The sequence below is a fragment of the Psychrobacter sp. UBA3483 genome (assembly GCF_002377905.1).
Classification (GTDB): Bacteria; Pseudomonadota; Gammaproteobacteria; order Pseudomonadales; family Moraxellaceae; genus Psychrobacter.
This window is the reverse complement of sequence record NZ_DFQS01000046.1, coordinates 19,600-39,863: the sequence shown is the minus strand read 5'-3', so window position 1 is coordinate 39,863 and position 20,264 is coordinate 19,600. Positions and strand designations below refer to the sequence as shown.

Genomic DNA, 20,264 nt, shown 5'->3' with positions numbered 1-20,264 from the left:
TTAATTGTTGGGTTTGGTATTAGAATTGGGGCAAACCGTAAGTGGCATTTGCTCGTCTTTTAGGCGTTGCATCAGCGCTGCGCTCTTTACCGATTGCACGCCATGATCAATGCGATTGATTTGCAATACATCTAACGCTTCATAAATATACGAAAAATCGGCTTCCTCGCCAGCATGGGCGACCAGCTTAAAGCCCGCTTCTTTGGCCTTTTTAAACACTTCTTTAAATTTGGTGGGAGGGTTGCCCAATTCAGAAGAATCTAGACCGACGCCGATGATATCGTCTTTAAACGCCATTGCTTGCTCTAAAGTCTCAAACGCCTCTTCTTGCGATAAGTGGCGTAAAAAACACATGATAATACAAGAGGTGATGCCGTATTTTTCTTTGGCATCGGCAAGCGCTTCTTTGATACCAGTAATGACTGTCGCAAAATCAACCCCTCTTGCGGTATGGGTTTGCGGATCAAAAAATATCTCAGTATGAATGACATTGTCTTCAACACATTTTAGAATATATTCCAACGTTAAATCGTAGAAATCGTAGAAATCGTCTTTGGTCATTAGGACATTGGCGCCCGCATAATAGATATCTAAAAAAGTTTGCAGGTTAGTAAAATTATAGGCGCGGCGGACGTCTTCGATATCCTTATAAGGGATGGCGATATTATTTTTTTTTGCCAGTCTAAACATCAGCTCCGGTTCTAATGAGCCTTCGATATGTAGATGCAGCTCTGCTTTCGGCAGTTTTTTTATCAGCTCAATCATGGTATTTGCGTTGTACTGTATCTAAATATACTGCGTATTGCTCTAACCATTAGTTTAAAAATATGGCTGTTTTAAAAGCACTGTTATCTTAAAAAATCTTTATTTTGAAAAATTGCTATTTTAAAAATACCACGGTATCGGACAGCTCATTACCAGCAGGATCGTGTTCAAGGTGATAATACTGACGCAATAACTGACCTACTTCATGCAATAACTCTACAAGGCTTTCTTCGGTTTTTTGATTGGCGATACCTGAGACTGCTTTTTCACACATGGCGCGCCATACGGTTGGACTGACGTGCGTGCTGATACCGCGGTCAGCGACGATCTCTAGCTTGTGCTCGCAAATATTGACATAAATCAAAACGCCGGTGTTTTCTTCGGTATCCCACACGCGATATTCGCTAAATAAATCAATCGCTCGATCGCGGCAGTCAAGATGGTAGGCATCTTGAATGGGTAAATGGTTTTCGATAATTAAGAACACCTCGCCGCGATGCCCACGCTCAGCCAGCGTCACCTGCTCTGTCAGCCGAGCTTTAGCCGCGGGCGTGAGCCACTTGCTATGCAACATAGGGACAAACAGTACTTGACGCCACCAACGCGCAAAACTTGCCTGCGACGAATTGCTTTTTACCATTATTTTATTTCCTCAAGTACGCCATTATTGGCAATCATCTAATGTCCGAACCTAATTTGCCCTTCTTACTCTTATAGAAATCGTCTCTACCAAGAGCCGCCCGCGCCGCCGCCGCCAAAGCCGCCGCCACCGCCGCCGAAGCCGCCACCACCAAAACCACCGCCGCCAAAGCCGCCGCCACTACCACCGCCCATGCCAGGTAAGAACACCATACCGCCACCGCCACCGCCGCCGCGCCCGCCACGACCACCGCCTGAGCCGCGCGAAATTAAAAATAGCCATAAAAATATCGCCATAATTAACGTCATAAAGAAACCGCCGCCTAAAGCCAGCGAGCCCACAAAGAAGCCGCCAGCGGTCAAAATAGAGCCAAAGATACGCCCAAAGATACTGGTAATAAAGCTGCCAAATATCATCGCCATCACAAATAAAAACACGGGTGATGGGTTTTCACCGATATCACTTTGGCTTTGGCTGCGTTCAGCCGCTTGCGCATCAGCACGCGCCAACACTTCAGGGTCAGCGGTCAGACGCGTTTGTAGGGCACCAACGCCGGCCAATATGCCAGCACCATAGTTATTTTGCTTAAATAGTGGTGTGATGTCTTCGCGAATAATACGGTTGACCGCCGAATCTGGCAATACGCCTTCTAGCCCATAACCGGTTAAAATGTAGATATTGCGGTCATTAACCGCAACGACCATTAACAAACCATCATCAATGTCCTTATTGCCCAGTTTCCATTTCTCGGCAACCTGTAGCGCATAGTCAAAGATTGGCACGCCATTGGTCGTCGGTACAATGACCACCGCGGCTTGCGCCAAACCTTGCTGATAAATACCTCTCAGCTGCGCCTCTAAGCGCTGCTTTTCTTGTGGGTTTAAGATATTGGCTTGGTCGATAACCGGCGAGTTTAAGATGAGCTTATCGGCATCGACGCCTTGAGCACTTGATTGTACAGGAGGGCGATTAGAAGTTTTTGAAGTGGCAGTATTATTGGAATTAGCAGCATTAGGGTTAATAGCATCATTGCCAAAAATGGCTTCATTAATGCCTTCGTTACCCAAGACGGCATCGTTGATAGCTTCATTAGACTCAGCAGCTTTTGCAATCGCCACCAAGTCCTCGACACTACGGTTTTGTATATCTGAGGTGCCATCGCTAGCGACCGCCGTATTATCACTAGTACTGGGCGCAGCATGCAGCAGCGAGCCACTCCCAATACTTAGGGTAAATAATAATGCGGAGAAGAGTGCTTTTGAATGCTTCATCTAATCTATACCACCTCAAATAACATCTGTACTAATGAATAACTGCAAGACCAACTGCTATAAACGGCAACAGAAAAAACAACTGGCGATAAAGGCGTTCTATCATTTTTGATCCAATAAACGCCCTGTCAAATACACAGTAGCATTTATTCCTCATCATAGTAGATAGAACGCTTAAACTTGGTTTTACTGCGCCGTCTGCGCATTATCATCGCCAAAGTTTACACTTGGTGCAGTCGATATTTCTTTTTCGTTAGCGACGCTAAAGTTTGGCTTGGGATTCATACCAAATACTTTGGCCGTAATATTGGTTGGGAACTGACGCACGGTGGTGTTATAACCTTGAACTTCTTGAATATAACGGTTACGCGCCACGGTAATACGGTTTTCTGTGCCTTCAAGCTGCGCCTGTAAATCTTGGAACAAGGCATCAGATTTCAGCTCAGGATAACGCTCAGAAACCGCCATCAAACGCGATAGCGCGCCCGTCATCTGATCTTGGGCAGCAGCATAGCGCTCCATCGCCTCAGGGTCATTGAGCAGCTCTGGCGTGACCGTGATACCGCCCGCTTGTGAGCGCGCGGCAGCGACTTGAGTAAATACTTCTTGCTCTTGCTTAGCATATTGCTGCACGACTTTGACTAAGTTTGGCACCAAGTCAGAGCGGCGCTGGTATTGGTTGACCACTTCTGACCAAGCCGCGGTAACCTGTTCATCTTGCGCCTGCAAATTGTTATAGCCACAACCGCTCAAACCGACGGTAGAAGTCGCTAGTACCGCTGATAGCAACATAGGTTTTAAAAAAGATTTACGCGTCATCGTTGACTCTCCTAATAATAAATAACAAACAAAATATTTTTTAATCGCTTTCTTAATTTTAACCACTTAAATGTACTTATAGTTTATCGGCTGCGACTTTCATAGCCTACAATATAGCAGCCGCAATATATTGTGCTAATAATGGCGCTATACCGTCACTTTTACAATTCATCGTTACCAAAACACAACCGCAAAACAGCGCTTATCGCACGGCTTTGGCGCATTTATAAGCAATTTTCACTGCTATTAACGTAAGTGTCTTTTTAGCCGTCATCATCAATGAGTTAAAAAATAATGACCAGTGTAAAATAAATGTAAGATTTCTTAGTCTTTTATAGACAATTAGACAGAGGGAATCATTTATAAATGAATACCCTTATAAAGAAAATTCTAGTAATTGCCTAAAAAATATGGCAAATTGCAGTTACGTAGCCGTACGGTTTGAATACATTTGGTAGTGGACTTATAAGATTTTTGGTACTAGCAGGTCGTCAACGTCGCATGAAAAAGGATTGATAGACGAGTAAAGACTGCTCTTTTACCCTACTCTACCATGTATATGTAGTCAGCCGATATGACTCATAAAAAGTTAAGTATCACCCTCTTATTGATTGAGGTGGTGGCTATTTATATTATAACCGCCTGTTTTATTCACTGGTTTATTTATAACCGCTTTACCCAAAGGCATTTTTAATAAACTGTTAACGCGATAAGCGGTTGGATACGCTTATTATTGTTAATAAACCAGACGGATAACAGCAGACAACTACAGTCCATCCTTAGTGGCTAAGCGCATATGAAACTTAATCTGTAGGGAGAATTTCCAAGACAGTTAAGCGCATGCAGATTATTTGAGTGGTTGGCTTTAATAAGGACATTAAAGCGAGCTTCCTCTTAGCATCGTCATATATAGCCACTTTGATACAGTACTAGGAATATACATATGGAAGGTTTAGTTAATTTAGTAAACGGAATTATCTGGAGCCCAGCATTGGTTTATCTATGCTTGGGCGCAGGTTTATTTTATTCCATCATGACGCGCTTCGTACAAGTACGTTTATTCAGTGAAATGATCAGCTTGCTGTTTAAAGGTAAGTCAAGTGCACAAGGTATTTCATCATTTCAGGCACTCGCTGTATCTCTAGCGGGACGTGTGGGTATGGGTAATATCGCTGGGGTAGCAGCAGCTATCGGCTTCGGTGGTCCTGGTGCAGTATTTTGGATGTGGGTTGTGGCATTCTTAGGCGCATCTACCGCTTATGTCGAATCAACCCTTGCACAGATTTATAAAGAAAAAGACGTCGTCACTGGCGAATACCGCGGTGGCCCTGCTTATTACTTTGAGCGCGCTCTAGGTCAACGTTGGTATGGTATCCTCTTTGCGGTCGCTTCTATTTTAGCTTGTGGTATGTTTTTACCTGGTGTGCAAGCAAACGGCGTTATCAATGCCTTTGCACAGGTCATGGGTGAAGGTACCATCATGAACCTTGGGGGCTTAGAAGTTGGCTCTATGCGTCTTGTAGCATTGGGTATCATTCTAGTGGTGCTAGCGATTATCATCTTTGGTGGTATTAAACGTATCGCAACCTTTACCGAGTATGCCGTTCCTTTTATGGCACTAGGTTATATTGGTCTAGCCCTCGTTATTATGTTTACCAACTATGAGATGATTCCAAAAGTATTTGGCTTAATCATTGGTGATGCCTTTACTGCGCAAGCGGGTTTTGGTGCAGCCATCGGTTGGGGTGTAAAACGTGGTATTTACTCTAACGAAGCGGGTCAAGGTACAGGTCCTCATGCTGCTGGTGCTGCCGAAGTTGAGCATCCATCACAGCAAGGTTTGGTACAAGCATTCTCAGTCTATGTTGATACCCTACTGGTTTGTTCTGCGACTGCCTTTATGATTTTGACCATGGGTACTTATAACATCCAAGGTACGCTACCTGAAGGACAATACATCGTACAAAACGTTGCGGCGGGCGTTGAGATTAACTCACCTGCCTTTACCCAGATGGCAATGGAGTCCGTATACGGTCAGTTTGGTAATACCTTTATCGCTATTGCCGTATTTTTCTTTGCCTTTACCACTATTTTGGCTTACTACTACATCGCTGAAGTAAACGTTGCGTACTTAACGCGCTTTATCAGCCGCGGTGCCAACAGAACTGGATTATTCTTAGTTAAAGTACTAATCATGGTGATGGTTGCTTATGGTGGTCTTAACTCAGCAGGCTATATCTGGGCAATCGGTGATATCGGTGTTGGTCTGATGGCATGGCTAAATATCGTTGGTATTTTGGTTATCTTCTTTGTCGCGCGTCCAACGCTTACTATGCTGAAAGATTATGAAGCACAGCGTAAAGCTGGCGTGAAGCACTATACGTTTGATCCAGCAAAATTCGGTATCAAAAACGCGCCGTATTGGGAAGAGCGTCATCTAAAGCAGCAACAAAGAATGGCAGCCCAAGATCCACTTCATAAAGAACGTCTATAATTTACTAAGCTGTAATGTTATTTAAACTGTATTGATGACATTAAAAGTAACGATAAAACAGGAAGCCTGAGACGATGGTCTCGGGCTTTTTTATGGACGTAAGGTTGTCATACAAACTTTGATATATTTTGCGCTAAGTCATTAAATACAAAAAAGCCCAGCTCGGTGGCTGGGCTTCTTAGATGCTTTTATTGTTGTTTATAGTGATAAAATCAGCTTATTTAGGCAATAAGACCGTATCGATCACATGTACCACACCGTTGGTTGCCATCATATCGGTGCCAACGATGTTAGCGGTATTACCACTCGCATCGGTAATCACATTAGCATCACTGATAGAGATGGTTTGGCCGTTTGCCGTATCGATAGCTGTACCATAAGGGATGTCAGCCGCTTTTACCACCATCGGCACGACATGATAAGTCAATACGCTGGTCAGCATCTCTTTATCACCGAGCAGCTGCTCTTTAGTGACGTTTAGTTTAGTTAACAAAGCAGCAAAAGCATCATCGGTTGGTGCAAATACGGTGTACTGACCTTCTGCCATCATCATGTCATCAAGGTCAGCCGCTTGCAGCGCTTCGGTTAGGATAGTTAAATTCTCATTGCCAGCAGCCATTTCACCGATACTTTGTGTCGCTGCCGCATCTACAGCCATCGCATCGTTAGACTCAGCCACTGCTTCAGCTGGCATATCTGTGGTGGTTTCTGGCTCAACGGCTACGTCAGTAGTTGCGGCTGGCTCAACTGGCTCAGTAACGGCTTCTTTATCGTTACAAGCCGCCAGTAACATGGCAGCGGTAACGACAGCGATAGATAATAAATTCTTCTTTAACATAGGTCATTCCTTTGAAATAACGGGTTTATGGATGGTACTTTTTGGTTGTAGGGCGGTTTAAATATAAATAATGATGAATGAAAATTTCTGCATAAAGACTTCTAAATAGAAATGTGGGTAAATTAGTAATACATTAAATAACGTCGCTCAATGCTTACCATCTTAGCTGATTATTTTTTACTTACTGCTTACTTAGGTAGCAACACTGTATCATTCACGTATAGCACATCATTGCTAGGCTAAAACCAATCTTCATTTATAGTCTAGCAATAGTTTATATAGCATCTGAATTTACCCACTACCTAAATAAACGCTGTGTCGCTCGTTGATTGCTTATCTAGGTGATAAATTATTTATTTAAGTAATGAAATTATTTAGGTAACAGCACTCTATCAATCACATGTATCACGCCATTACTGGCCGCGATATCTGTTTTTAAAATCTTGGTGGTACGACCATTTTCATCCATTAATCTGCCTTGGGGCGTAATCACCAGCGTGTCATTACTGAGCATGGTGTAATTACCAGGTCTGACGTGTTTTTGATAAACAGGCGTATTACCTTTGAGCACATGGTAAGTCAAAATTTTGGTCAATAACGGCTTGTTAGCAAATAGCTCAGCCTTGGTCATGCCGGTTTCTTGTAGCGCTTGTACAAAGGCGGCATTGGTCGGTGCCAGTATTGTGTAACTTGCACTGGTATCGGTCAATGCGCCCGCTAGACCTGCTGCTTGCAAGGCTTCTACTAGCAGTGAGAAATCAGCATTGCTCTGAGCAATCTGTACCACGTTCATACTGGCAGTAGATTGACTATGCATAGGCGCCTTTGTGGCAGGGGTTTTGGTTGGCATCATATTATTACAAGCGCTAAGGCCGGCAATTGAAAGTGCTAAGGTGCCAAGGGTAGCGATTTTGATCAGTTTCATAACATTGTCCTTAATGATTGAGTAACTACACGGTTTAGTAAATGAATGGTTTACTGACTACAATTTATTGATTTTTATTACGGACTTACGGTCAGATTGTCTTTCCTTAGAACCCTTGCCTATCCCGTTTTTAATTCCTAATTGTTAGTCACTCACAAATAAAAATCATTAACAGTTACTAATAAGCATTGCTTATGAAACGTCAATCCTTCTGAAATTAAATTAACATATCACAAAGCATTATAAACTTGCGTTTAGGCTAATTTTTGTAGCTTACGTGTAAACCAAAATAGGGTAATAAAGCGCTCACGCAAGTAATTGCTTTTGTTAATACAAATCAAAGCTTTAGGTAATCCTCTATTGAAATGATATTCATTTGTACCAAGCAGCGTTATGCAATAGAATTTAAGGTTATGACGGTACTTTTAATACCATGCTAGCTTTTAATACCATGATCATTTCGTGCAACAATAATTAATCATAGTAATAATTAATCATAGTAATAAGTTATTGATATGTTTGAATACGATATCGTCAGTGATAGTGCCAAAATGGAATAAGCGGAGTAAGCACAATCCCGCGAGTAATAGCAGTTTCGTGCTAGAATAATCCAGATTTGCTTATCGATTTTTAAGCCAACTTTTTATCAATCGTATTGTTATATACGCCCTATTTCATCAGTAGCTAACTTAGTAAGCTCGCCCTAAAAACTTTGAACGACTTTATTTTTTCCTTTTCTTATCTTGACTCTAATAAGCAGCGCTCCTATGACTCAAAACACCACCACTCCACCGACCTGTTCTCATAATCATACTGGTGTCGCCAATACCAATACACCCAATGCCACCAATGTATCAAGCACGGCTAGTGACTTTATTTTGACACCGCCTGCTGTATTTCCTTATAAAGCGCAGCAGTTAACCGCGCGCGCACGCCTCACCGAGCAGATGGCGGCGCGAATTATAATGCTAGATGGCGCGATGGGTACCCATATTCAGACCTTTAAGTTAGAGGAAGCCGACTATCGCGGCGAGCGCTTTGCTGATATTGAACAAGACGTGCGCGGTAATAATGATTTGCTGGTACTGACTCAGCCACAGATGATTAAAGAGATTCATAGGGCACATCTGGCCGCAGGCGCGGATATCATTGAAACCAACAGCTTTAACGGTACGCGCCTGTCGATGGCCGACTATGATATGCAGCACCTTGTGCCAGAATTAAATAAAACCGCTGCTAAAATTGCCCGCGAAGCCGCTGATGAATACACCGCTAAGACCCCAGAAAAGCCGCGCTTTGTCGCAGGCGTGATTGGGCCGACATCGCGTACCTGCTCATTATCCCCTGACGTCAATGACCCCGCCTTTCGTAATATCACCTTTGATGAGTTGGTGCTGAACTATCGCGAGGCGACGCTGGCTTTGATAGAAGGTGGCGTCGATATTCTATTAATCGAGACCATTTTTGATACGCTTAATGCTAAGGCTGCAATCTTTGCGGTCACAGGCGTGTTTGATGATATTGGTTTTGAATTACCGATTATGATTTCGGGGACAATTACCGATGCCTCAGGTCGGACGCTTTCAGGCCAAACGGCTGAGGCGTTTTATAACTCGATTCGCCATGCCAAGCCGCTATCGGTTGGTTTTAACTGTGCCTTGGGTGCTGATGCACTGCGTCCGCATATTCAAACACTATCAAATATCGCCAATACTTATGTCTCCGCCCATCCAAACGCGGGTTTGCCCAATGAGTTTGGTGAGTACGATGAAACAGCTGAGGAAACGGCTGCCCTGCTCGAAGGTTTTGCCAAAGCTGGCATTCTAAATATCGTCGGCGGCTGCTGCGGTACCACGCCTGAGCACATTCGCCTGATTGCGGAGATGGTCGCCAATTACCCACCGCGCGTGATTCCTGAAATCCCTCCTGCTTGCCGCTTATCGGGACTTGAGCCATTTACCATTACCCCTGAAAGCTTATTCGTCAACGTCGGTGAGCGTACCAACGTGACCGGTTCAAAGAAGTTCCTGCGCTTGATTAAAACCGAAGCCTATACTGAAGCGCTCGATGTCGCCCGTGACCAAGTCGAAGGTGGCGCGCAAATCGTCGATATCAATATGGACGAGGGCATGCTCGACTCAAAACAGGCGATGATTCATTTCGTCAACTTGGTCTCTGGTGAGCCTGATATCAGCCGCGTGCCCCTGATGATTGACTCATCAAAATGGGACATTATCGAAGAAGGGCTTAAACGCATTCAAGGTAAATCCGTCGTCAACTCTATCTCATTAAAAGAAGGCTATGATGAGTTCGCCCTCCGCGCCAAGCTTTGTATGCGCTACGGTGCTGCTATTATCGTCATGGCATTTGATGAAGACGGTCAGGCTGATACTTATGAGCGTAAAATCCAGATTTGTCAGCGCAGCTATGATGTCTTGGTCAATGAAGTCGGCTTCCCTAGCGAGGATATCATCTTTGACCCGAATATCTTTGCGGTTGCAACCGGTATTACCGAGCATAATAATTACGGCGCTGACTTTATCAACGCCACCAAATGGATAACTGATAATTTACCAAACGCCATGGTATCGGGAGGTGTGTCCAACGTGTCGTTTAGTTTCCGTGGCAACCCGATTCGTGAGGCCATTAACTCGGTATTCCTTTATCATGCGATTCAAAATGGCTTGACCATGGGTATCGTCAACCCAGCGATGCTTGAGCTCTATGATGATATTCCAAAGGAAGCCCGCGACGCCATCGAAGATGTGATGCTCAATCGCAACCAAGGCGAGAGTGGTCAAGATGCTACCGAACGCCTGATGACCATCGCTGAAAGCTATCAAGATGGCGGTAAGAAAAAAGACAGCACCGTCGATATGTCATGGCGCGAAGGTACGGTCGAAGAGCGTATTGCTCATGCACTAGTAAAAGGTATCACGACCTTTATCGATGCCGATACCAAAGAAGCGTGGGAGAAATATCCCAAGCCACTAGAAGTGATCGAAGGGCCATTAATGGACGGTATGAATATTGTCGGCGACTTATTTGGTGCCGGTAAAATGTTCTTACCGCAAGTGGTGAAATCTGCCCGCGTGATGAAGCAATCGGTCGCGTGGTTGAACCCGTATATCGAAGCCGAAAAAGTCGAGGGCGAAAAGAAAGGTAAAATCCTGATGGCGACGGTCAAAGGTGACGTTCATGATATCGGCAAAAACATCGTCGGCGTGGTACTTGGCTGTAATGGCTACGACATTGTCGATTTGGGCGTGATGGTACCTTGTGAAAAAATCCTTGATACGGCAATCGCTGAGGAAGTCGATATCATCGGGCTATCAGGTCTGATTACCCCAAGCCTCGATGAGATGGTCTATGTCGCTAAGCAAATGCAAGAGCGCGGCATGACCCTACCCTTAATGATTGGCGGGGCAACGACTTCTAAAGCGCATACGGCAGTTAAAGTCGAACCACAATACCAAAACGATGCCGTCATCTATGTGTCGGATGCTTCACGCTCAGTTGGTGTAGTGACTAAGCTGCTATCCAAAGAGCATCGTCAAGGCTTAATCGATGAGACGCGCGAAGAGTACATCAAAGTACGTGAGCGCCTTGCTAAGCGTCAACCAAAAGCGGCAAAAATATCCTATGCTGAATCGATAGAGCTTGGTTTTAAAGATGATTGGGACAATTACATACCGCCAGTGCCTAATAAGCTTGGACAAGTGATATTTGATGATTACCCCATCACTAACCTACTGCCTTATATCGACTGGACGCCGTTCTTTATCTCTTGGGGACTTGCTGGCAAATATCCAAAAATCTTGCAAGATGAGGTGGTTGGTGAAGCGGCGCGTGATTTGTTTGATAATGCCAATGACTTGATGCAAAAAATGATTGATGATAAGTTAATCGTTGCCAAAGGCGTCTTTAAGCTCATGCCAGCCCGTCGTACCGGTGCCGATACCGTCACCGTCTATGACAAAGCACCGACTGAGGGCGGCACAGCAGAATATCAATTTGAGCATTTGCGTCAGCAGAGTGACAAAGCCAGCGGCAAGCCAAACTTTAGCTTGGCAGACTTTATCTCGCCATCGGAAGCTCATACCGATTATCTTGGCGGCTTTACGGTCTCAATCGTTGGGACAGAAGCATTGGCGGAAAAGTATAAAGCCGCTGGTGACGACTATAATGCCATCATGGTGCAGGCATTATCTGACCGCTTAGCGGAAGCCTTTGCCGAGCATTTGCATGAGCTCATACGTAGAGAATATTGGGGCTATCAAGCTGACGAAAATCTAACCAATGATGAGATGATTAAAGAAAAATACGTTGGTATCCGCCCTGCACCTGGCTACCCTGCCTGCCCAGAGCATACCGAAAAAGGCAAACTCTTTGAGTGGCTAGGCACGGTTGATGCTATCGGTACAAGACTCACTGAAAGCTATGCAATGTGGCCTGCTTCATCGGTCAGCGGCTTCTACTACTCGCATCCTGAGAGTGAATACTTCAACGTCGGTAAAATCAGCAGCGATCAGTTAGAGAGCTATGCTGAGCGTAAAGGTTGGGATATGAAAACTGCTGAGAAGTGGTTAAATCCGAATTTATAAGAAAACTCATTTAAATATAACGTTTATTCATACCGTCATACCTCCTATCTCATTTAATAAAAATGCTATAGGAGATGTGGCGGTATTTTTTATATCCCCTTTCTATCTACTGACATTTAATACTAACCTTACTTATCGACCTTTTTAAGCTATTAAAACGCATAAATACTTTTTTGGTTGGATTCACTAAAAATTTTTGTTATATTCATAAAAAACCATTTATATATAACAGAAATTGAATAATAAAAATAAGGAGGGACAAGGACGTCGCTTTTAAAATAAGTAAGATTTTACATTTTTCATTCAAGGAGAGATAAAATGAAATTTTTTAAAATGACTTTGCTGACTATAGCAACAGCTACTTTGCTACTACAAGGATGTGGCAGTGATGACTCTGATGACTCACCTAGCTCCGAAACGCCTACTCAGCCAGGTTTTAATAGGGCGATTGTAGGTGTTTGGAACAGTGATAATCCTGAAGACAATCTAACAGCGGTCGCTTTCTTAGACGATGGTACTTATGTCGTCGTACAAGTTGATGAAGATGAATCAGAAACCAATCCTGATAATGGTATGGAATGGGGTAAGTATAATGTTGATAAAACTACCGGCATACTGACCAACAGTGTACTTTTTGACGGTAATGATAGCAGTGGTTTGTCCGATAAGGTGACTACTTACGCCGAAGTCGTTAACGATAAATTAACACTTCGTATCGATGAAAATAATAATGGTGCAATAGACAGCAATGAATCTTTCACTTTTTCTAGGATTAAGTCTGAAGGATTATTGGGCTACTGGAAAAACACGACGACTGATGACAGTGTATTGGCATTGATTTTCACTGATGAAGCGACTAATGGTGAAGATGATGGCAGCTATGTTCAGATAGGAGTCGATAGTGCACCCATGATGGATAATCCATTAAACGGTATGGAATGGGGTAATTACAGCGTAAACCCTACCACAAAAGCTTTATCCACTAGTCAAATCTATGATGATAATGGTGACGCAGGATTATCAGATGATATTATGCGGTATTTAAAGGTGTCTGGTGATACTCTCACGCTTGAATTTGATGAGAATGGCAATGGTGTGATAGATAGCGGTGAGTCTTTAAACTTCCAACGCCAATAGCAGTTAACATTTAAAAATATAAGAGTCAGTCGATTCATATATTGGCTGATTCTTTTATTTTAGGCTAATCACTTTTTACCTTCCCACGCCGACACTTCTCAGAACAATAAATCACCTGCTCCCAATCCTCCTCCCACTTCTTACGCCACGTAAACGGTCGCTGGCAGACGGGGCAAATTTTTTGCGGTAAGTTTACCTTTTTATGTGCCATCGTCTGCTCCCTTTTATATCTCTATTTCTCTATTGATGCCTATTTATCTTCTTTTTGATGATCCAGACCCTCATACTTTTTAATACGCCGACATTGGTCTGAGCAATAGACCATTCTCTCCCAGTTTTTATCCAATTTTTTAGTCCAACTAAACTCACGCTCGCAGACAGGACATTCTTTTTTACGGACGTTTTTCTTTTTGTGCGCCATATTTTTCTCATTGGTTTGTTTGATGCATCAATAGCTTACCTCTCTTATCAATACGACTATTCATAATCATCAAATATTTTGTTCAGCCTATTAAGGCTATTGACGATAAGTTTACCAGATTGATCGGTGCTGCTATCAATTGCCAACTTCTCGTCCATTCGCATCGTCAGTGGCGCAAGCGCCTCTTTAAGTGCAGTTGCCATCAGTGCAGTCTGTTGATGAATATCAGGAATATCGGTACCTGCTGTTTGATTCTCATCACTCTTAGCTAGGGTCTCAGTTAAACTATTAGACAAGCTATCCGCCATTTTTTGCGCCAGTTGTTCAACCGCATCGACCAGCTGCACCATCAGTGCTTTTTGCACGTTTTGGTTTTGCTTGAGATACTCGCTTTCCGCTTTTTCAGCATTGTGATCATGCTTATAGATTTGTATCAGCTGATTCATACTTTTTTCAAAGCCATTGTCGATGCTGTCGCTGACGACTTTAGCATTGTTAAGGACGCTATCGGCAAGTATTTTCTGTGCTTCTAATTGGTTATCAAGTTGGGCTTGCTGTCCAGCTTCTCGTAAGCGGGCGATTTGCTCTGGACTATTTTGCGTTAAATATGTCTCAAACTGGCTACTGATAGCATTGAAACCACTGGCCAAGTCGACCAATTGCGCGACAATGCGCGCGCCCGTATCACCGTCTTCGCCGCCCATGGCTTTATTGCGTAAGAAGTCAGCCTTAATCTGCGCCCAACGCGCAGCCTCCGCCTCAGTCAATTTACCGCGTATCTCAGCGAGCTTCAGTAGATTGCTTTCTGCGCCTTGGGTCAATAGCTGCGACTCGCCTAGATAATGATCATCGATTAGCTGATTAAGCTCATTTTCATTCATGACAGCAGAGAGTTTTTCAGTTATCTTATTCATATTACGGTAACTGCCTTGCAGCTTAAATATCGGCTCGACGCGATATTTATCATCCTGCGAAGCGGAGGCAATATAGGCTTTGTTGACATAGAGAATAACTTTTTGCACCGTAAACATATGGCGCAAGATTGCGATAATCTCGTTAATCTCCGAGGTGCTATAGGGATAAGTTAACTCGCTGCTATGAGCTTGGATAAGATTGGCATTGTCTACCTTTGCCATCTTTATAAGACGATGAACATCGCTCAAATCACGGTTAGCAAGGGGTGCTAATACCGCGTTAGAGGTCAGCGAATTTTCAATATAGCTGAGGGCAAATATCTCTTCCATGCCGCTCATGATATCGCCTAAATTGTAGATATCGGCGCGGTTGGCAAGCATATCAGGTACTTTAAACGCTTCGCCACTTTCGGTATATGGGTTACCCGCCATGACCACGCAGAACTTTTTACCACGCATATCATAGGTCTTGGTCTTGCCTTGCCAGACGCCATCGATGCGGCGTGTACCATCGCCAAGTGAGATGAATTTCTGCAAAAATTCTGCATGGGTATGCTGAATGTCATCGAGATAAAGCATGACGTTATTGCCCATCTCAAAAGCTAAGTTAATTTTATTCAGCTCTTCGCGGGCGGTGGCATTGGGTGCTTTTTCGGGATCTAAAGACGTCACATCATGACCGAGTGACGGACAGTTAATCTTCATAAAGATGAGACCAAGACGGTTCGCAACGTATTCCATCAAGGTGGTTTTACCGTAACCTGGCGGCGATATCATCATCAGGATACCCATCAAATCGGTACGCTTATCTTCGCCAACCGTGCCCATTTGCTTGGCGAGATTATCACCGATAAGTGGCAGATAGCTTTCATTAATCAGACGGTTACGTACAAATGAGGATAACGGACGCGGCATAAATTCATCAAGTCGCAACGTTTCTTTTGATGTATTTAAAATCTCTGAGCGCATCGCTAGATAGCGCCGATAAGCAGGAATAACTTGGGTGTCGTGATGATGCAAACGACTTAAGAAATCATCAACGGCAAAGGTTAAGGTTTGCTGATGAATGCGCTCATGCTCACCTAGCAAATTATTGACTTGAATTTCAAGCGAGACCTTACTTATGCGACGCTCGAAGCTTTGCGCTTGATTAAGTGGGTTATTGAGGCTGGTTAACGAGGTCGATAAAGAGGGCGTCGAAAACGAAGTGCTCGTTGCGCCTTTATTAATACTATCAAAGCTTACCCCTGACTCGATAAGATGCTGTACCAAATCTTTTCTTTGAGTATCATTTAGCTGAGTAAGTAAAACAGCAATTGCTTCGGGCACGTAATGACGATCACTTGCCAATTGCTGTTGGCGTAAGATATTTTCTTCATCGATTTTTGCTTGCTGATCTTCGCTAAGTGCATTGTCACCGCTTGCATCGCTCTGACTGTCAGCTATTTTATCATTGCCATAAGTTTGATCGAGCAGCGCATAAAACCATGTGGCTAGTAATTCATAGGCTGATTTTGGCTGTAAACCAAGCTTGCCAATCGAGTACTGTAGTTGCTCAAAACCCATGTTATTTTGCGCATTGGCTGACGCGCTATTTAGCGTTTTGCTCAATAGCTCACATAACTGCTGCGCTTGTTGGCTGGTCTGCCACTCGATATTGCCATTGGGCGTAGTAACTTGCCCCATAACACTGACCAAATATTCACAAGCTTGCTGCACGTAGCCTTGCTGAAAGACAGTCGTATTACTAACCATAGCGGGTTGATGAATTTGGCTAATCTTTGAAGCTGAGCCGTCCTCTAAAGCAAATTTATCGGCGTTATAAGCGGCAACAAAGCTCTGCATCACATGCGTCATATCTTCAACCAGCAATGCTTTTGCAGTATCGCTGCCCAGGCTTCGATGCAATTGTTCAGCTGTAATGGCTCTATCTTGCCAGTTATGTACCCGCGTCAGTACCAGCTCATTTAACCAAGTATCATAACCAAATTGACGTAGCGCTTCTAAGCCGAGCGCTTTGGTTAAACTTAACTGCCAGTAAAATAGTTGCGCCAACGCCCGTACTTGCGGGGTATAAATCAGTAGACCAGCTTCACGTAGGGTGGGTAATATTTGTAGCAATAACAGCGTCGCATCATGGTCATGAATACCTTTGTCATAACCGAGCTGATAACGCGGCGTGGCATAGGCCCTGACGAGTTTAGGTAGCGGACTGTCCTCATCTATCTCACCCTTGCTATCGAAGGTTAACCGCGTCGCATCATAGGCCTGATATAAACGCGCTTCCGTCAAGCCGTCTTGGCTTTTTTTGGCACTTTCGATAATGCTATACGCCAAGTACTCAGCGCGATAAACGCTGTCAGACTCGGAGGCGATATTGATATCCCAATAAGGGGGCAAGGCATTTAACTCAGCATTATTGAGCACTTCATAATAATCGGTGCCTGTTAGATGCAAATTGAGCACACGCTTGCCATCTGACTGCTGACGACTGAGCAACGTTAAATCTAAAGGCTGGGTATTAACCGAAAAGCGGTGTTTGCCCAATTTAATAATCTGACCGCCATCTTCGAACAAGTCAGACTTATCTTTTAGACTCTTATAACTCTCAACTTGTATGGCTTTTAGGCGCGCGTCTATGTCATCGGCTTTGACACTAAAGCCCATCGCTTGCAAGTTTCTAGCGATAGCGCGTACTTTTTGGACTAAGCCATCTGAGGCAAAATAGGTATTGAGCGCTTCTTCTTCCTTAAAGCCAGTGACGCCTGTGCTCTGCGTACGCTTTTTGATACTCTCAAGCATCCGCAGTGCGCCATCACCTAAGTTCTGGGCTTTACGATTTCGGGTATCAAGCAGCTGCTGTTTATGATTTTCAAAGGTTTCGTAAATCTCTTCACGCTTAGCTATGATGTCTACTAAAAACTGATCACCACTACCGCTTTCTGGATCAGCGAACTGGCTTTCCAATTCTTCTAGCTGTACCAGTAATTTCGCCATTTGCTCGTCTGATTTCTCAGGCGTATTGGCAATCGACAAGGCATTAGCAATGGACTGACCAAATAGCTTAAACTGCGCGCCAAATTGCGCGACTGCTTCAGCAGAACCTAAGTTTTTACGCTTATGATTAAGCTTGGCTTTGCTTTGATTGAGACTCGAATAAATGGTCGATATGTCATCGATAATTTGGGTGCGTACCGTGGCATCAGCAACATCTAATGTGCCTAATAGCTCGGTCAATAAATCTAAGCCTTGTGCTGTCTCATCAATTTTTTCGAGTACGGGTTTTAGCTCGCTATTGGTTTCGGCCGTATTTAAGCGTTCGCTGACCTCTGCTAATATGGCTTCGTAGCTTGATAATGCTTTGTCTCCACTTAAAAATACGACGGTTTTTTCGGCGAGCTCGCTTTCTGCTACTTCTAACTGTGTTTGCAATGCCTGTAGCTTATCGCTATCTAAATAACGCAAGTCCTCCAAGCTGACCAGGCGGCCTTTTTGTCGCCTTAACGCCGACAGCTGCTCCACATAATCACCGGCAGACTCAAAGGTGGTCACGCGTATCTGCCGCAAAATCTCACTTTGCTGCGTATCGGCATCGGCTAACGCCGTTTGGGTTTGCTTTTGGATGCTTTGTACTTTGGCAAACTCATCAATGACCAATTCAGCGGTCGCCGTTACGTCCTTGATACTACTGGCGACGTCGTTAAGCTCAGGGTCAGACAACCAGTAATAGCTATCAAAGAGGCGGCTGGTATTATCCGATAGCTCCTCATAGAGCTTTTGTGACACGCTTTGATTATCAATCAGGCGGGTGATGCTATAAAGGTCGGAGATACCGCGCACCAACTCTTTGTTGCCGATTTTGCCATAAAAGCTGGTGCTTTCAGGCAGCTCACTGACATACTCAGGGGAGGCATAAGGCGTATGCCATATCTGCATCGGGTGAATGCGTGACGGCTCACTTTGATCATTAAACAATACCAGACGCCCATTGTCTGCCAGTGCCATACCATTACAATAAATGGGGTTTGCCAATTGCTTTTTTATAAGGTTGTAAGGAAGCAGACCTGTGACACCTAAAGCGACGTCATAGAATAAAAACAATACATCTTCGCCGTTTGGCGATACAATTTTACGTTTGTACTTTAAGTCTTTGGCACCGACATTATTGGCATCGAACAGCTTATACTCACCCGTCTGTAGATAATAACCGCCGGGAAATATAATGCCGTGATCCTCTGGCAACTGCACACACGACTGCCCAATTGCATCCAAACGCAGCACCGCTTCAGTCAAGGTGTTATAAACAAAATAACGATAACTGTCTTCGCGATACGGCAGTATTTTCAGCAGTATTAAACTGCCAACTTTGGCATAAGCAATTTCAGCGTCAGTCAACGACTGGGTGCGATCATTCACAGGCTCGCTATAAATACCCTGCCCTGACTGGGTATTATCCTCAATCTTAATGGTCAAATCGCCACCAATGGTTTCTACAAAGATGGTATCTAAGATATTCATATGTGGATATTTACCATTGACCATCTGCTCACGCGTGGTATCTACCCAATCAAAATCGTAAGCAGGAGGTAACTCGATATCACGCTCGCCTCGATTGTCTACGTAGGCAATTTGGGCTGACTTTGGTGTGCCTTGGCTAAAATCTAGGGCAAAACGAAAGACACGAATATCGGTGATACGCTCGCCAATTTGAAAGGCCAATAGCAGTTTGCTGTCTTTGACGGTCAGCTGAGTCAGGCGCGTGTGCTTGTAATAGCGATACAATTCATTAAAATCTTGGACAAATGCCTCTTGATCTAAAAAGGTATTTTTTAAATCTACTTCTTCCAGCTGATATTCTTGCTCAGCGCTTTCCTTATCCATGCTATCGTTACTATCGAGACCATTCTGCTGACTTTCATCACCACCATTTTTATTAGTAGGCTCTATCAATCGATATAGCGACAACACATCTTTGATATTACTCGCCCGCTTTAGCCCCATAAAGACGTTGTAGCCAAACAACAGATAGTCGCCAACTTGTACCATATCTTGCGCCACACAGTTGTATTCGGTACGAATACGGGTGCGGGCGATGACTTGCATCTGCGTGCTGCCAAACTCTTGCAGACGCGCATGATTCAGCTTAGCGGTCTGTTGCTCTAGCCGACTACCCTGCTCAATAAGACGCTTTTTAATAAGCTCATAAGCATTACCTAAAGCGACCGCTTGATCCGTTTGTTCGGATTGATTCTGGCTATTGGTGTTATTTGAATTGGTTGCGTTTTGCGTATCCGCCATCGTTGCTCGTCCATTTTTAGGCAATCAGATAAATCTAAGGTTTTTCGAACTAAAGAAGCACTTGGCTCATCTAAGAAAACGAGTGGTCACCGCTGGTTTTTTTAGATGAGCCAACTCATGATTAATAGTAGTTATTAA

General features: G+C 44.0%; 11 protein-coding genes and 1 pseudogene. 3 read left to right on the top strand and 9 right to left on the bottom strand.

From position 1 onward, the window contains the following. Nucleotides 1–18: 18 nt before the first annotated feature. The 4 genes and pseudogenes from add to B2866_RS08665 form a co-directional block, all read right to left on the bottom strand. Nucleotides 19–765: pseudogene (gene add, locus B2866_RS08680) on the bottom strand (adenosine deaminase); the annotation flags it as partial. Between the two features lie 115 nt (nt 766–880). Then, nucleotides 881–1,405 (bottom strand): TPM domain-containing protein, encoded by a 525-nt coding sequence (locus tag B2866_RS08675; RefSeq protein WP_296192893.1) that lies wholly within the window; start codon nt 1,403–1,405, stop codon nt 881–883. A gap of 86 nt (nt 1,406–1,491) precedes the next feature. Beyond that, on the bottom strand, nt 1,492–2,676 hold the full coding sequence (locus B2866_RS08670; protein WP_296192890.1) for a TPM domain-containing protein: 1,185 nt from the start codon (nt 2,674–2,676) through the stop codon (nt 1,492–1,494). Nucleotides 2,677–2,862: 186 nt separating this feature from the next. Beyond that, nucleotides 2,863–3,495: a LemA family protein gene (locus B2866_RS08665; protein WP_296192887.1), complete on the bottom strand. Its 633-nt coding sequence runs from the start codon at nt 3,493–3,495 to the stop codon at nt 2,863–2,865. Nucleotides 3,496–4,438: 943 nt separating this feature from the next. Between B2866_RS08665 and B2866_RS08660 the strand changes: the two genes are divergently transcribed. Then, nucleotides 4,439–5,989, top strand: coding sequence for an alanine/glycine:cation symporter family protein (locus B2866_RS08660; protein ID WP_296192885.1), 1,551 nt, complete (start codon nt 4,439–4,441; stop codon nt 5,987–5,989). Between the two features lie 217 nt (nt 5,990–6,206). Here B2866_RS08660 and B2866_RS08655 read toward each other — a convergent pair whose 3' ends face one another. Together B2866_RS08655 and B2866_RS08650 are read right to left on the bottom strand one after the other, a co-directional pair. Beyond that, nucleotides 6,207–6,827: a fasciclin domain-containing protein gene (locus tag B2866_RS08655; RefSeq protein ID WP_296192881.1), complete on the bottom strand. Its 621-nt coding sequence runs from the start codon at nt 6,825–6,827 to the stop codon at nt 6,207–6,209. A 370-nt stretch (nt 6,828–7,197) separates the two neighbouring features. Beyond that, complete coding sequence (locus B2866_RS08650) at nt 7,198–7,752, bottom strand: fasciclin domain-containing protein (RefSeq protein ID WP_296192878.1); 555 nt, start codon at nt 7,750–7,752, stop codon at nt 7,198–7,200. A 947-nt stretch (nt 7,753–8,699) separates the two neighbouring features. Between B2866_RS08650 and metH the strand changes: the two genes are divergently transcribed. Both metH and B2866_RS08640 read left to right on the top strand, forming a co-directional pair. Continuing rightward, nucleotides 8,700–12,356 (top strand): methionine synthase, encoded by a 3,657-nt coding sequence (gene metH / locus B2866_RS08645; protein WP_409520880.1) that lies wholly within the window; start codon nt 8,700–8,702, stop codon nt 12,354–12,356. Between the two features lie 318 nt (nt 12,357–12,674). After that, entirely contained in the window at nt 12,675–13,493 is an 819-nt protein-coding gene (locus tag B2866_RS08640; protein WP_296192872.1) for a hypothetical protein, read from the top strand. A 64-nt stretch (nt 13,494–13,557) separates the two neighbouring features. On the opposite strand, the gene B2866_RS08635 is transcribed toward B2866_RS08640, so the two are convergent. From B2866_RS08635 to B2866_RS08625, 3 genes are read right to left on the bottom strand one after another with little or no spacing between them, the layout of a single operon-like run. After that, entirely contained in the window at nt 13,558–13,704 is a 147-nt protein-coding gene (locus tag B2866_RS08635) for a DUF2256 domain-containing protein (protein WP_296192870.1), read from the bottom strand. 39 nt (nt 13,705–13,743) lie between these two features. After that, complete coding sequence (locus B2866_RS08630; RefSeq protein WP_296192867.1) at nt 13,744–13,914, bottom strand: DUF2256 domain-containing protein; 171 nt, start codon at nt 13,912–13,914, stop codon at nt 13,744–13,746. 56 nt (nt 13,915–13,970) lie between these two features. Beyond that, nucleotides 13,971–20,126, bottom strand: coding sequence for a DNA repair ATPase (locus B2866_RS08625; protein ID WP_296192864.1), 6,156 nt, complete (start codon nt 20,124–20,126; stop codon nt 13,971–13,973). Nucleotides 20,127–20,264 lie beyond the last annotated feature (138 nt).

Excerpts from the sequence above, each read along its gene's own strand:
- B2866_RS08640 (WP_296192872.1), top strand. The coding sequence starts at position 12,675 with ATGAAATTTTTTAAAATGACTTTGCTGACTATAGCAACAGCTACTTTG.
- metH (WP_409520880.1), top strand. The coding sequence starts at position 8,700 with ATGGCGGCGCGAATTATAATGCTAGATGGCGCGATGGGTACCCATATT.
- B2866_RS08630 (WP_296192867.1), bottom strand. The coding sequence starts at position 13,914 with ATGGCGCACAAAAAGAAAAACGTCCGTAAAAAAGAATGTCCTGTCTGC.
- B2866_RS08650 (WP_296192878.1), bottom strand. The coding sequence starts at position 7,752 with ATGAAACTGATCAAAATCGCTACCCTTGGCACCTTAGCACTTTCAATT.
- B2866_RS08665 (WP_296192887.1), bottom strand. The coding sequence starts at position 3,495 with ATGACGCGTAAATCTTTTTTAAAACCTATGTTGCTATCAGCGGTACTA.
- B2866_RS08670 (WP_296192890.1), bottom strand. The coding sequence starts at position 2,676 with ATGAAGCATTCAAAAGCACTCTTCTCCGCATTATTATTTACCCTAAGT.
- B2866_RS08635 (WP_296192870.1), bottom strand. The coding sequence starts at position 13,704 with ATGGCACATAAAAAGGTAAACTTACCGCAAAAAATTTGCCCCGTCTGC.
- B2866_RS08660 (WP_296192885.1), top strand. The coding sequence starts at position 4,439 with ATGGAAGGTTTAGTTAATTTAGTAAACGGAATTATCTGGAGCCCAGCA.
- B2866_RS08675 (WP_296192893.1), bottom strand. The coding sequence starts at position 1,405 with ATGGTAAAAAGCAATTCGTCGCAGGCAAGTTTTGCGCGTTGGTGGCGT.
- B2866_RS08655 (WP_296192881.1), bottom strand. The coding sequence starts at position 6,827 with ATGTTAAAGAAGAATTTATTATCTATCGCTGTCGTTACCGCTGCCATG.
- B2866_RS08625 (WP_296192864.1), bottom strand. The coding sequence starts at position 20,126 with ATGGCGGATACGCAAAACGCAACCAATTCAAATAACACCAATAGCCAG.